General features: G+C 42.7%; 11 protein-coding genes. 3 read left to right on the top strand and 8 right to left on the bottom strand.

Features of this window, described 5'->3' with window-relative positions; genetic code table 11:
- Nucleotides 1-618: 618 nt before the first annotated feature.
- From atpG to PQ469_RS02650, 8 genes are all read right to left on the bottom strand, one after another.
- A complete protein-coding gene (gene atpG, locus PQ469_RS02685) occupies nucleotides 619-1,500 on the bottom strand; it encodes an ATP synthase F1 subunit gamma (RefSeq protein WP_274211596.1) in 882 nt (293 codons plus the stop codon).
- Nucleotides 1,501-1,625: 125 nt separating this feature from the next.
- Nucleotides 1,626-3,200 carry a F0F1 ATP synthase subunit alpha gene (gene atpA, locus PQ469_RS02680; RefSeq protein ID WP_090642524.1) on the bottom strand — a complete coding sequence of 525 codons (1,575 nt, stop codon included), beginning with the start codon at nucleotides 3,198-3,200 and terminating at the stop codon, nucleotides 1,626-1,628.
- A 33-nt stretch (nucleotides 3,201-3,233) separates the two neighbouring features.
- Entirely contained in the window at nucleotides 3,234-3,782 is a 549-nt protein-coding gene (gene atpH / locus PQ469_RS02675) for an ATP synthase F1 subunit delta (protein ID WP_090642521.1), read from the bottom strand.
- 133 nt (nucleotides 3,783-3,915) lie between these two features.
- Nucleotides 3,916-4,407, bottom strand: coding sequence for a F0F1 ATP synthase subunit B (gene atpF, locus PQ469_RS02670; RefSeq protein ID WP_274211595.1), 492 nt, complete (start codon nucleotides 4,405-4,407; stop codon nucleotides 3,916-3,918).
- 104 nt (nucleotides 4,408-4,511) lie between these two features.
- Nucleotides 4,512-4,754: an ATP synthase F0 subunit C gene (atpE, locus tag PQ469_RS02665; RefSeq protein ID WP_274213861.1), complete on the bottom strand. Its 243-nt coding sequence runs from the start codon at nucleotides 4,752-4,754 to the stop codon at nucleotides 4,512-4,514.
- Nucleotides 4,755-4,808: 54 nt separating this feature from the next.
- The gene (gene atpB / locus PQ469_RS02660; RefSeq protein ID WP_337993753.1) at nucleotides 4,809-5,879 is read right to left on the bottom strand and encodes a F0F1 ATP synthase subunit A; all 1,071 of its coding nucleotides are present in this window, start codon (nucleotides 5,877-5,879) and stop codon (nucleotides 4,809-4,811) included.
- A gap of 32 nt (nucleotides 5,880-5,911) precedes the next feature.
- Nucleotides 5,912-6,298: a hypothetical protein gene (locus PQ469_RS02655; protein WP_090642510.1), complete on the bottom strand. Its 387-nt coding sequence runs from the start codon at nucleotides 6,296-6,298 to the stop codon at nucleotides 5,912-5,914.
- Nucleotides 6,295-6,528, bottom strand: a complete 234-nt coding sequence (locus tag PQ469_RS02650) for an AtpZ/AtpI family protein (RefSeq protein ID WP_274211594.1) — start codon at nucleotides 6,526-6,528, stop codon at nucleotides 6,295-6,297. Before PQ469_RS02650 ends, PQ469_RS02655 begins: the two co-directional genes overlap by 4 nt.
- Before the next feature lie 78 nt (nucleotides 6,529-6,606).
- Between PQ469_RS02650 and porW the strand changes: the two genes are divergently transcribed.
- From porW to uvrC, 3 genes are all read left to right on the top strand, one after another.
- The gene (gene porW / locus PQ469_RS02645) at nucleotides 6,607-9,648 is read left to right on the top strand and encodes a type IX secretion system periplasmic lipoprotein PorW/SprE (protein WP_274211593.1); all 3,042 of its coding nucleotides are present in this window, start codon (nucleotides 6,607-6,609) and stop codon (nucleotides 9,646-9,648) included.
- 5 nt (nucleotides 9,649-9,653) lie between these two features.
- Nucleotides 9,654-11,906: a transglycosylase domain-containing protein gene (locus tag PQ469_RS02640; protein WP_274211592.1), complete on the top strand. Its 2,253-nt coding sequence runs from the start codon at nucleotides 9,654-9,656 to the stop codon at nucleotides 11,904-11,906.
- A 218-nt stretch (nucleotides 11,907-12,124) separates the two neighbouring features.
- Nucleotides 12,125-13,936 (top strand): excinuclease ABC subunit UvrC, encoded by a 1,812-nt coding sequence (uvrC, locus tag PQ469_RS02635; RefSeq protein WP_274211591.1) that lies wholly within the window; start codon nucleotides 12,125-12,127, stop codon nucleotides 13,934-13,936.
- Nucleotides 13,937-14,090 lie beyond the last annotated feature (154 nt).

Here is a 14,090-nt window from a genome sequence, read left to right as displayed (position 1 = left end):
TATAAAAAATCAGTTAAGTTAATTTTCTAAATTATGATTTTCGCACCAACACGCAAACAATAAAATAAAATTTTTAACAGTACCGACTTTTTATTAAAAATAAAGAAAAATTAACCCGTTTTTAGAGTAAAAAAAGCAAAACTTTTTAAAATATTAAAAATTCATAAAAAACTCATCTTAATTAACGATAAAACATGAAGTATTACACCTTTTTAGCGCAAATATGAGTCTTTTTATCTTAAAAAGCCTTAAAACTGCGAATTTCAGGTCAAAAATTGAATAAAAAGGCTATTAAATAGTTAACTATACCCAAACTTCTACCAGTAATTTAAGCCTTAGTTAAGTAAAACAAGATTTGTAAGGGTTATGGCTATCACCATTTTCTGCCAAAATTCTTCGTATAAATCGTTTTACCTATATCTTTTTTATATTTTAATCCTCCCTTCGGCGCAATTCCGTGGGATTATACTTCCGTATTTAATTTCGTATCAGTTCAACTATCATTGTCATATAGATTAAGTACGATCGCATATCTATCAATCAAGAATCTGCCTATAAAACACAAAAAAGCCCCCTTTTACAAGGGGGCCATATAAAATAAGTTTATAAAGGGCTTGTTTATCCGGCCAGTGCTGCGGCGCCGCTTACAATTTCGGTAAGCTCGGTAGTAATAGCCGCCTGGCGGGCCTGGTTATATGAAAGTTTTAAAGCTTTCAGCAATTCGCCGGCGTTTTCGGTTGCTTTGTCCATAGCTGTCATACGGGCGCCATGTTCAGATGCATTTGAATCTAATACCGCACGGTATAACTGGATTTTAATGTTTTTAGGAATCAGCTGCTCTACAATTTCCCGTTGACTTGGCTCCAGGATGTAATCAACATTGGCGGCCTTTATAGCCTCTTTTTTCTCGGGTTTCGGAACCGGTAATAACTGCTCTGCAATTAAAAACTGTACAGCAGCATTACGGAAATGGTTATATACCAACTCCACCCTATCATATTTGCCATTCACAAAACCTTCCATAATGCTTTCAGTAATTTTTGAAGCATTCTCGAAGTTAAGGTCAAGGAACAGGTCGTTATTGTTGCCAATTACGTTATATTTCCGCCTCTCGTAAAACTCCTGCCCTTTTTTACCAATCGCTACTATCGAAACGTTGCCGGCTGCCAGTTGCTTGCTGTATTTTTCGGCAATAAGGTTGTTGGCCGTTTTAATAACGTTGGCATTAAAAGCACCTGCCAAACCGCGGTTTGATGATACTACAACCACCAATACACGTACGGGCTCACGCTCCTGTAGATATGGTGATGCGCCATCCTCCAAACTTTCAGATAAGTTTGCTAAAAGGTCTTTTAGCTTATTGGCGTATGGGCGCAATTGAACAATAGCGTTTGTAGCACGTTTCAGCTTAGCTGCCGAAACCATTTTCATGGCCTTGGTGATCTGCTGGGTCGACGTTACAGACTTTATCCTGTTTCTTACTTCTTTTAAATTAGCCATTCTTTAAGATGTGCAAATTTCAGATGTGCAGATGTGCAAATTGCTACACCACACTGGTTATTATTTATGTTTAGATTCCGGATGCGCAAATCATCTGCACATCTGGAATCTGCACATTTGCATATTTAGTACTTTCCTGCCAGTTCTTTAGCTACTGTTTCCAGTACCCCTGTTATCTGATCGTCGAATTTACCTGCTTTAAGGGCAGCTAATACTTCCGGATGACGCTCTTCTAACTGACTGGTGAACTCCAATTCAAATTTCCTGATATCTTTTACCGGTACATTACGCATCAGGTTTTTGGTACCTAAGTAAATGATAGCTACTTGTTTTTCAACTGTCACCGGCGAAAATTGTCCTTGCTTCAATACTTCTACGTTACGAACACCTTTATCCAACACCGATTTTGTTGAAGCATCAAGGTCTGATCCGAATTTAGAGAAGGCCTCTAATTCGCGGAACTGAGCCTGGTCAAGCTTTAAAGTACCAGCCACTTTCTTCATCGATTTGATCTGCGCGTTACCACCTACACGTGACACCGAGATACCCACGTTGATGGCCGGACGGATACCAGCGTTGAATAAGTTAGACTCCAGGAAAATCTGACCATCGGTAATCGAAATTACGTTGGTTGGGATGTATGCAGATACGTCGCCAGCCTGTGTCTCGATAATAGGTAACGCGGTTAACGAACCACCACCTTTTACGATTCCACGGATAGACTCCGGAAGATCGTTCATTTGCTGCGCGATAGAATCATTGGAGTTGATTTTAGCGGCCCGCTCCAATAAACGGCTGTGCAGGTAAAACACGTCACCCGGATAAGCCTCACGGCCCGGTGGACGACGTAATAACAACGACACCTCACGGTAAGCTACTGCCTGTTTTGATAAATCATCATAGATGATCAATGCAGGGCGACCAGTATCACGGAAGTACTCGCCAATAGCAGCACCCGCGAATGGGGCAAAGAACTGCATGGTAGCAGAGTCGGAAGCATTTGCAGCAACTACGATAGAGAATGGCATAGCACCATTTTCTTCCAATGTGCGAACAATGTTTGCTACTGTTGATGCTTTTTGACCGCAGGCAACATATATACAGATAACCGGCTTGCCGGCATCATAAAATTCTTTTTGGTTGATGATGGTATCGATACAAACCGCAGTTTTACCAGTTTGGCGGTCACCGATAACCAACTCACGCTGGCCACGGCCGATAGGGATCATCGCATCGATAGCTTTAATACCAGTTTGCAAAGGCTCGGTAACCGGCTGACGGTAGATAACGCCTGGCGCTTTACGCTCCAAAGGCATTTCGTAAGTTTGGCCAACAATCGGTCCTTTACCATCAATTGGGTTACCTAAAGTATCAACAACACGGCCAAGCATGCCTTCGCCTACGTTTATTGATGCAATACGGTTGGTACGTTTAACGGTATCACCTTCTTTAATATCGTCAGATTTACCCAACAATACCACACCCACGTTATCTTCTTCAAGGTTAAGTACGATACCCTGTAAACCTGTTCCAAATTCAACAAGCTCACCTGATTGTACTTTTGTTAATCCATAAACGCGTGCAATACCGTCACCCACCTGGAGTACGGTACCCACTTCTTCTAATTCAGATTCTGACTTGAAGCCTGCCAATTGCTGACGCAAAATTGCCGATACTTCGTCTGGTCTTACCTCTACCATTGTTTAAATTTATTTAGAGTTTTGTTTTTACTATTATTGAATCACCTTCAGGGCAAATTCTTTTTTTAATTTTTTCAAGCTTGCTGCAATGCTGGTATCAACCTGCCTGTCGCCAACGGTTAATACAAAACCACCAATCAGCGACGGATCAACATGTGCATCCAGTATTACGGTACCACCAACAGCTTTTTGCACTTCAGCGGTAAGCACGGCTTTGTTAGCAGCCGATAATTCGGTAGCCGATGTAACCTTAGCTTTAGTGATGTGCTTTTTAATGTTAAACTGGTTTATATACTCATGCGCAGTTGTATATAAAACCTCGCCACGGCCTTTATCAACCATCAGTTTAAAAAACGCGATGGTAACCTTATTCACTTTACCTAAAAATACGGCATCAAGTATTTTGGTTTTTTTGCTGTGGGCGATGATCGGGTTGCTCAAAACCGCTTTAAGCTCCGGGCTTGCCTTTAAGGTATGGATAAAAAGATCCATATCAGCCTTAATCACGTCAACACTGTTTTGTTCCTGTGCAAGATCAATAAGGGATTTAGCGTACCTGGTTCCTACCGTTAATTCTGACATATTTTTCTTATTTGGGATTTCGGATTTTCGATTTCGGATTTATTTTCCGATCCTCCAACCCAAATCTCTATTTAAATAATAATTCTGAAAATTGCGATTTCCAAATCCGAAATCCCAATTCCGAAATCCGAAATTATAATTTAACTTCTTTTAATAACTGGCTTACAAGCTCGTCTTGTTTTTGCTGATCTTCAAATTGCTTGCGCAACACTTTCTCGGCAATTTGTAGCGACAGGGTGGCTACCTGGTTTTTAACATCGGCCATGGCTATGGCTTTCTGATTGTTAATTTCAACACGGGCAAGCTCAATCATGCGCGTACCTTCTTTGTGTGCCAGTTCTTTAGCATCAACAATCATCTGGTCTTTAACCTTGCGGGCATCAGAAAGGATCTGATCGCGCTCGGCACGGGCTTGTTTTAGTAACGATTCATTCTCGTTAGTTAAACGGGACATTTCTTCTTTGGCAGCTTCGGCTTTCTGAAGCGAATCTTCAATAAAACGTTCACGATCGCTTAACGCGCCCAAGATTGGTTTCCAGGCAAATTTTCCTAATATAAACAACAGTATCCCAAATGATATCGTTGTCCAGAAAACTAAGCCTAATGCGGGAGTAACTAAATCCATAATTCTGTATAGCTATTACTTGTATATTATTCTTTTAACGGGGATTAAAACAAGCCCGGAGCCAATCGCCCCGGGTTGTTCTTTTCTTTTTTGCCTAAAACTAATTAGAGCAAAGCTACTACCACGGCAAACAAAGCAACACCTTCAACAAGGGCTGCAGCGATGATCATGTTAGTTTGAATTTTTGAGGCAGCTTCTGGCTGACGGGCGATACCTTCAACGGCTTTACCACCGATTTGTCCGATACCGATACCTGCGCCAATTACAGCTAAACCTGCGCCAATTGCACCAAGTTTTTGAAGGCTAACAACACCTGTTGCAGCAGCTTGAGCAATTGTTCCAATCATTCCACTCATTGTTTGATAATTTAAAACGTGTATATTAATTATAATTAATTCAGATTAATGGTGATGCTCTTCAACAGCCATACCTATAAACAGGGATGTAAGCATCGTAAAAATAAACGCCTGTAAAAATGCCACAAGCAATTCTATCATATCCATAAACACCACAAACGGGACAGAAACTGTTGACATCCATGCGGTTTTAAAGATAAAGATCAATGATATTAAGCTTAATACGATAATGTGGCCCGCAGTAATATTTGCAAACAAACGGATCATTAACGCGAAAGGCTTAGATATGATACCAATAAGCTCAACCGGAACCATGATAGGGTATAACCAAAAAGGGATATCAGGTGTAAAAATGTGTTTCCAGTAGTATTTGTTACCGCTAAAGTTAATAACGATAAGCACAATTACCGATAACACCATAGTTACTGCTATATTACCCGTTAAGTTAAAACCTCCCGGAAAAAATGGAACCAGGCCCAACAGGTTATTGATCAATATAAAGAAGAATATAGTAAGCAATAAAGGCATGTACCTTCCGTGCTTAATACCTATATTAGGAATAGCCACGTCATCGCGTACAAAAAGGATAACCGGCTCCAATAACGCCTGGATACCTTTTGGCGCTTTACCAACATTTTTCTTATAACCCGATGTAACAGCGAAGAAAACAATTAACAAAATAATCATCCCCATCCACATACTGGCTACGTTACGGGTGATTGAAAAATCGTAAACTTTGGCAGCTTTATCCACCTCGCCGGCTTCGTTTACAGCAACTATTTTGTTGCCTTCAAGTTTATAGTTATAGTGCGTACCTTTATAAACCGGACCTTCTTCTTTACCCTCTTCCTTTAATAAGGAACCCGACAAGAAAATTTCCAGCCCTTTATCGGTATACAATATTACAGGCAACGAAATAAAGTGCTCGCCCATCAACGGAATTGATACTGGCCAGAAATGCGAATCGCCGATATGTTCAAATACTACTTCTTTCGGATCGAAAGGTTTTGACTCTTCTTTTTTAGCATTTTCTTGCGAGAATGATAGTGTAGGCATTACACCTAACATCAAAAAAAGCGCGGAAATCAGGAATGTTTTAAATATTTTTGAGTTCAAAATCGAGCTGTTATACATCTAAATGAAGTTTTCTACCTTATTTTTTGGTTGCGCAAGTTACGTAACAAACCATAAATTTCAAAGGCCATATTTAGAAAATATACGTAAAAAAAATCGCCGGCAAAAACGTACCGGTTTACTACGTTTTTCTTCAAAAAAAAGAGCACAAAAAACAAGCAGGCCAATATCTTAACCGTAGTAGCCGCCAAAAAGGCCTGCGCGTACATTTCTTTGTTAATTTGGCCTACAAAAACAATGGCCATTACCGTAAAAAAGGTAAGCCCGCCAACAAAAAAAAACAGCAGCCAAAACTTCTCTATAAGTAAACCGGGATATCCGGCATAGCCCGAAACCAACGGAGGTAACGAAATAATAACAATAAATACAAGAAAAGATAATGCGGTAGGAAGTAGTTTCAACTCTTTACGGATCTGATAACAATGTACAATGAAATAAATACGCCAACAAGCGATAAAGCGGCCGTGGCCCATTTGGTTTGGTGGTTACCGGCCTGGTCTATTTTGTAACCGGCAAAGGCAAACACGCCAATAACGGCTATCATCTGGAAAGCCACACCGCTAAATTTGGCATAGCTGTTTACTTCCTTACCAGCGTTATCCTTATCGTCACCTTTTTCGTTTTGGGCCATGCGCAAATTTATTAAACCTATTGTATAATCTTTAGTATTTTAGCAATGCTTTTATAACCAGAACATATTTTGAGGCGAGTGAGCATATTTTCCCTATCTACACCACGTAAATTATTATTGCCCGCGCTATTATTCATCATAGCAGGTTGCTCGCTCGAAAAGGAAAGCGGTTTTAACCGCCAGATGCAAAACCTTACGGCGCATTACAATATACTGTTTAATGCCAACGAACTGCTGCGCCTTAAGCAGGAAAGCTATGCCGCCGGTTTTGTTGACTCGTATAACGAACTGCTAAATGTTTACCCCGATACCGTATCACAAAGCGCCACTGCCGATAAAGACCTGGAACTGGCCTTTAGCAAAGCCAACAAGATCATCAATATTAAAGAACAAAGCCATTATTTAGGCGATGCTTACCTGGTTATGGGCAAAGCGCGCTTTTTGGAAGGTAACTACTTTGATGCCGTTGAGTACTTTAACTACGTGATTGCATCATACGGCAAGCAGGCTAACCTTAAGCAGGAAGCTTTGATATGGAAAGGCCGGGCGCTCCTGTACCTCAATAACCCGGCTGAAGCCAAAGTGGCCATAGATACCGCCATCAAAAACATCAACCCTAAAAAAAGTATTCCGGCAGGCATTTACGCTACACAGCTGCAATACTATATAAATACAGAAGATTACCCTGCCGCCGAGGAAAGCGCCAAAACCGCCCTAAAACTTTGCCGCGACGGTGAGCTGAAACTTCGCTGGACGTTCATTTTGGCCCAGTTACAGGAGCTTAATCAAAAACCCGATGCTGCTATAGTTAATTACGCCGGCATTGCTAAAAGCAATTCATCGTTCGAGATGGCTTTTAACGCCAACCTAAACCGCATCCGCCTGCAAGACCAGGAAAACGGCGTCAAACAAAATAAAATTGAACGGCTGCGCAAGCTGCTTAAAAACCAAAATAACAAGGAATTTACCGATCAGATTTACTACCAGGTAGCGCAGCAACTTTACGCCGCCGGCGATATTGACGGTGCTGTAAAAAACTATCAGCTATCGGTACGTAACAGCGTTAAAAACCAAAATCAAAAAGGCCTCTCGTACCTACGCATCGCCGATATCGATTTTAAAAATAAGGCCGATTATGCCGGGGCCAAGCTTTATTACGATAGTACACTTACCTACCTGGCGCCAACCTATCCCGGTTACCAAATCATCCGCAAAAAAGCCAATAACCTGCAAATACTAACCGGCCTGCTGCAAACCATCGGCCGCGAGGACACTTTGCAAATGCTTGCCGCACTTGACGAGCAAACACGCACTGCCCGAATTGATGCCATGGTTAACCATAAAATATTGCAGGATAAAGCGGCTGCTGTAACTATGGCAGCCAACAACGGCCAGTTTGAAAATAGCCGCGGCAGCAATAACCTCAATAATCAGCAGGCAAACAAAAGTGGCAGCAGCACATTTTATTTTTATAACCCAACTGCCATAGGCCTTGGTGTAAATGATTTTAAAAGGCAATGGGGCAACCGCAAACTGGAAGATAACTGGCGGCGCAGTAAACGATCGGCTACAAATATAGCGGCCAATGGAGCCGCTGTGATGTCGTCGCCTGTGGAAGACCCCTTTGCACCAACAACCCAGGACGCAGCTACAAAAACTAATGGCGACGCGGGCAGCTATCGGCAGGATTTGATTAAAAACCTGCCATTAACCCCTGATTTGCTCAACAGGTCGAATATTCGCGTTTACAACGCCTACATGGATATGGCCAATTTTTACCGCGATTTATTGGGCGATAAAAAAGAAGCTATTACAACGTACGAAGCTATATTAACACGCTTCCCTAAAAGCAGCGATAAAGCGGCTGTTTATTATAACCTGTACCGCCTTTATGCCGGTGTGGATGTAACCAAATCCGAGGCTTATAAGAATATGATCCTGAAAGAATTCAGTCAAAGTGTTTTTGCCAAAATCATCCTCGATCCTGAATATAGTAAACACCTTGACGACGCCGATGCCGGGTTTACCGCTTTGTATAACAGCGTTTATGACCTGTATGTGCAAAGAAAATATGCGGAAGTGATTGCGCAGGCAAACGATTTATTGACCAAATACCCCGATAACCGCTTTGCCGCCCAGCTATTTTATTTACGCACCATAGCTGCCGGCCACCAGGAAAAGCTGACACCTTTCATGACCGATTTGCAGCAGATAGTAGCGAAATACCCGGATGATAAACTGGTAACACCGTTAGCCACCCAGCATTTAACTTATATCGACTCGAACAGGGTAGAAATGGAAACGCGTACGGTGGTATTAACAGGTAACGATGTTAACGATATACCGTTTACCCCGCCGGTGGCTTTTCAAAAACAAACAGAATACCGCCCGGAGTATCATCCGTCGCCCACGGTTGCGTTGATACCCGAGGTGCGGAAACCGGTAACACCACCGGTAGCCGTAGCAAAACCAGCTCCGCCAGCCGATAAGCCTAAAACAACAGTACCTGTTAAGCCGCCGGTTAGCGCTGTGGTGGTATCCCGCAAGGATTCCGTTAAAACATCGGTAAGTACCAGAGTTTTATTACGCAAGGATTCGATTAAAACAGTTGTTCAGCTACCCAAACAACAGGTTGCCGCCAACACAGCGCCAAGCGTTGATTCGGTAAGGAAATTACTTGACCAGTTTGCCGCCGCCAAACAAGCCCAACAGCAGCCGGCGCCGGCAAGCCCGCTGCCGGCAGCCGCGGCAACATATATATTTAGCTTACGCGACAGCACAAATTACTATTTTGTGGTAAATGTAAGTACCGGTACAACTAACCTGTCATCATCACGTTTTGGTATAGGGCAGTTTAACCGGACCCGTTTTTCGGGCAGCGCCATTAAGCACGACTTGAAACCTGTTGGCGACGATAGTCAGCTGATATTTGTAGGCCGTTTTTATAGCCTGGACGATGTTAAAAATTACGCCCGTTCCATTATCCCGCTAATGGCCGATATTATGAAGGTACCAAAGGATAAATACAGTTTTTTTATCATTACCCGGGAAAATCTGGATAAATTAGCCAACCAAAAAACTTTGGATAGTTATATTGAATACTATCAAAAATATTATTGAAAAAAATGAAAATCTACAATAAAAAACCTGCCCTTAGTCCGCAGGAAATACGACACTACAACTGGTATATATGGCGCGCCGTAATAGCCCTTTTTGCTTTTGTGGCGTTGATGATAACGCTCACTGTTTTTGATGTTTTTGGGCAGCTACCGGCCTTTCGCGACCTGGAAAATCCAAAAAGCAACCAGGCATCAGAGGTTATATCATCTGATAAACAGGTTTTAGGCACTTATTATATACAAAACCGATCAAATGTTACCTTTAAAGAGTTATCACCAAATGTGGTCAACGCATTAGTTGCCACCGAGGATAAACGTTTTTACGATCACTCGGGCATCGATTTTGGCCGTAGTTTCACTATTTTTCTGCACTTACTTATCGGGCAAAAGCAAGGTGGCAGTACCATTACACAGCAGTTGGCGCTTAACCTTTTTAGCGAAAGAGCCGCTAACCCGTTTAAACGTGTAGTACAAAAAATGCAGGAATGGGTAACCGCGGTAAAACTGGAGCGCCACTATACTAAACAGGAAATCCTGACTATGTATTTAAATACTGTTGATTTTGGTGCTTACAATACCTACGGTATCAAATCGGCGGCACGTACCTATTTTAATACCACACCTGATAAGTTGACGCCCGATCAGGCTGCCTTATTAATAGGTATGGTGAATGGCCCTGGCATTTATTCGCCAATCAGGCACCCCGGCAATGCGCTTAAACGCCGCAACCTGGTGCTTAACCGAATGGAGGAGCAAGGCTATTTGAGCAGCGGCCAGGTTGCCGAGTTTAAACAAAAGCCACTTGGATTAGATTTTCATCAGAATAACCATTTTGATGGCCCAGCCCCTTACTTCAGATCGGTGCTAAAAAAAGAGATTCAAAAGATTTTTAAAGAACAAAACATAAACCGCCCCGATGGTACGTCCTATGACCTTGACCGCGACGGCCTGAAAATTTATACAACCATTGATGCCACCATGCAGCAATACGCCGAAGAGGCGCAACAGGAGTACATGAAAAACCTGCAGGTGCAGTTCAATGATCACTGGCGCGGGCAAAACCTGGCCAAAAACATCCACAATTTTAAATTCCTGATTAACCAGGGGATGTTGAAAAGCGACAGGTACAAACAGCTGAAAATGCAGGGCATGAGCGATGAGGATATCAAAACCAATTTTGATACCAAAGATACCCTGAACCTGTTTACCTGGCATGGCAATATTGATACTGTAATGCGGCCAACCGACTCTATCATTTACTGTAAAATGCTTTTGCGCAATGCCCTCATGAGCATGGACCCTACCACCGGCTATGTTAAAGCCTGGGTAGGCGGTACCAACTTTGAACATTTTAAGTACGACCAGGTTAAAAACGGTACCCGCCAGGTAGGTTCAACAGCCAAGCCATTTACTTATGCCGTGGCTATTGATAATGGCTACTCGCCCTGTTTAAAAATCAACAACGTGCCCGATACCATCCGCGGCTACGGCGATCCCTGGTGCCCGCGATCGTCGCCGTCAGAAACTTTGCCGGGTTTTATAACCCTGCGCCAGGCACTGGCACACTCACAAAACTGGGTAACCGCCCACGTAATGAGTGAGGTAAAGCCCGAACCTGTGGTAGAACTGATTAAAAAGATGGGGATAACCAGCGCTGTACCTGCATACCCATCCATCTGCCTGGGCACATTTGACGCATCCGTATTTGAAATGACGGCAGCATACTCCGTATTCGCTAATCATGGCTTATGGACCGAACCTACCTATATATTACGTATTGAAGATAAAAACGGCAACGTATTATATAGCCACACCCCTAAAGTAGTACAGGCCATGAACCCCCAAACTGCCTACGTAATGACTTATATGTTAAAAGGCGTAATTGAAGATGGCACAGGATCAAGGCTGGCTTATAAATACGGCCTGCATAACCCCATAGGTGGCAAAACCGGCACAACTAACGGTAATTCCGATGGCTGGTTCATAGGTATAACTCCACAATTGGTAACCGGCCTGTGGACAGGTTGCGAAGACAGGGACATCGCCTTCCAATCAACCCGATTGGGCGAAGGTGCCAATAGCGCCTTGCCTATATTTGCGCTATACATGAAAAAAGTGTACGCTAATGCAGCCCTCGGCATCAAAAAAACGGTTGATTTTGACGCCCCAAAAACCGGGGTAAGCATTGTTTTGGATTGCGGCCAGTATAACCAGCAACAGCAAGGGACTAACGATGTTGATAAGAAGCTGGATTTTTAAAAGATGATTGTCATCTCAAAACTACAATTAAAATATGTCATTGCGAGGTACCAAGCAATCGCGATTTTTGCAAATCAAGCGGCGAAGACTTACGAAGTTTTAAAAACTTCGTAAGTCTGGAATTCATCAGTACTTTAGTAATAAATCATGCAATTCCATTATTTCCTGCAATGAAATATCTGGCATAACGTGACCAAACAATCAGTGACGATTGAAATATGAGTGAGAAATTCGACTACCGGGAAGCATTAAAAAACATCCCTCACAAACCGGGTGTTTACCAATATTGGGATGAGGAGAAAGAACTGATATACATCGGCAAGGCTAAAGACCTCCGTAACCGTGTTGGATCTTATTTTAATAAAGACACTAATATCAATGCCAAAACACGGGTTTTGGTATCCAAAATCCGAAACATAACCTTCACCATCGTTGATACCGAGGTGGATGCCTGGCTGCTGGAAAACAGCATGATCAAAAAGCATCAGCCAAGGTACAATGTACTGCTTAAGGATGATAAAACCTATCCATGGGTGATTATCAAAAACGAAAATTTCCCCCGTATTTTCTGGACCAGGCGTATTGTTAAGGACGGATCAAAATACCTGGGCCCTTACGCATCTATCAGCATGATGCATAATATTTTAGGGCTGATAAAGGAAACGTACGCCCTGCGCACCTGCAACCTGGCACTTACCCGCGAAAATATTGACAAGGGCAAGTTCAAGGTTTGCCTGGAGTACCAGCTGGGTAACTGCAAGGGCCCTTGCCAAAACTACCAAACGGAAGAAGATTATGATAACAGTATTGCGGATATCACCGATATTCTGAATGGTAAAATAGGCGCCATATTGCGCCGCCTTAAAGGCGAGATGGAAGCCGCCGTGGCCGAATACAACTATGAGTTGGCCCATCGTCTGAAACGCAAGTTTGACCTGTTGGAGAATTACCAGAGCAAATCAACCATCGTTAACTCATCTATCACCGATGTGGATGTATTTAATATCGCATCCGAAGAGAAACTGGCTTTTGTGAACTATTTAAAGGTAATGAACGGCACCATCATCCAAACGCAAACCATCGAGCTTAAAAAACGCCTTGATGAAAGCGACGAGGAGCTGCTTACCCTGGCCATCATCGAATTCAGGAGCAGGTATAACAGCACGTCAAAAGAAGTGATTGTACCATTTGATATTGATGTGGAAGACCATCCGGGTATTAAATTCACTGTACCAAAACTGGGCGAAAAACGCAAACTGCTTGATTTGTCGCAAAAGAATGTACAATATTTCAAAAAGGAAAAAATTGATCAGTATGAAAAGTTGAATCCTGAAATCCGTACCGAGCGATTGCTGACGCAGATGATGAAGGATTTGCGGATGAACCAGCTGCCCCGCCACATCGAATGCTTCGATAACTCTAACTTCCAGGGCAAATACCCGGTTTCGGCCATAGTGGTATTTAAAGATGGCAAGCCATCTAAAAAAGACTACCGCCATTTCCACGTAAAAACGGTAGAAGGGCCGAATGACTTTGCCACCATGGAGGAAGCGGTGCACCGCCGCTACCGCCGCATGCTGGACGAAGGCACCGAATTGCCACAACTTATTATCATTGACGGCGGCAAAGGGCAGCTATCAAGCGCGATGCATAGTTTAAAACTTTTGGGTATAGATAAAAAGGTAACCGTAATTGGTATTGCCAAACGCCTGGAAGAGCTATATTACCCCAATGACCAATACCCCATGTACCTGGATAAAAAATCAGAAACACTTAAAGTGATCCAGCACCTACGGGATGAGGCGCACCGTTTTGGTATCACCTTCCACCGTAAAATACGCGACAAAGGCACCCTGGCTACCGAACTTGAACTGATAGAAGGCATTGGCAAAACCACCGCCGAAAAGCTGTTGAAGTATTTTAAATCCGTAAAAAAGATTCGCGAGGCAAATGAAGAATTATTGCTTGAAGTGGTTAATTTAAAACAGGCAAAGGCGATTTTAGGATACTTTGATCAAAGTCAAAATTAAGTTATTGACTGGCTATATCAAATATCTGTCATTGCGAGGCACGAAGCAATCCCCTACATGCTAAGTCCCAAATAGTTCGGGATTGCTTCGTGCCTCACAATGACGGGAGTTTTGAATATGATTTACATAAAACGCAAAAAGTCAAAACCAGAAC

Origin of the sequence: Mucilaginibacter sp. KACC 22773 (genome assembly GCF_028736215.1) — a bacterium.
Lineage (GTDB): Bacteria > Bacteroidota > Bacteroidia > Sphingobacteriales > Sphingobacteriaceae > Mucilaginibacter.
The sequence above is the reverse complement of the archived record's forward strand: the minus strand, read 5'-3'. Positions and strand labels throughout refer to the sequence as shown.

What these genes read in the sequence shown, in the direction of transcription:
- atpG (WP_274211596.1), bottom strand. Translation starts at nt 1,500, where the DNA reads ATGGCTAATTTAAAAGAAGTAAGAAACAGGATAAAGTCTGTAACGTCG.
- atpA (WP_090642524.1), bottom strand. Translation starts at nt 3,200, where the DNA reads ATGGTAGAGGTAAGACCAGACGAAGTATCGGCAATTTTGCGTCAGCAA.
- atpH (WP_090642521.1), bottom strand. Translation starts at nt 3,782, where the DNA reads ATGTCAGAATTAACGGTAGGAACCAGGTACGCTAAATCCCTTATTGAT.
- atpF (WP_274211595.1), bottom strand. Translation starts at nt 4,407, where the DNA reads ATGGATTTAGTTACTCCCGCATTAGGCTTAGTTTTCTGGACAACGATA.
- atpE (WP_274213861.1), bottom strand. Translation starts at nt 4,754, where the DNA reads ATGATTGGAACAATTGCTCAAGCTGCTGCAACAGGTGTTGTTAGCCTT.
- PQ469_RS02650 (WP_274211594.1), bottom strand. Translation starts at nt 6,528, where the DNA reads ATGGCCCAAAACGAAAAAGGTGACGATAAGGATAACGCTGGTAAGGAA.
- PQ469_RS02640 (WP_274211592.1), top strand. Translation starts at nt 9,654, where the DNA reads ATGAAAATCTACAATAAAAAACCTGCCCTTAGTCCGCAGGAAATACGA.
- uvrC (WP_274211591.1), top strand. Translation starts at nt 12,125, where the DNA reads ATGAGTGAGAAATTCGACTACCGGGAAGCATTAAAAAACATCCCTCAC.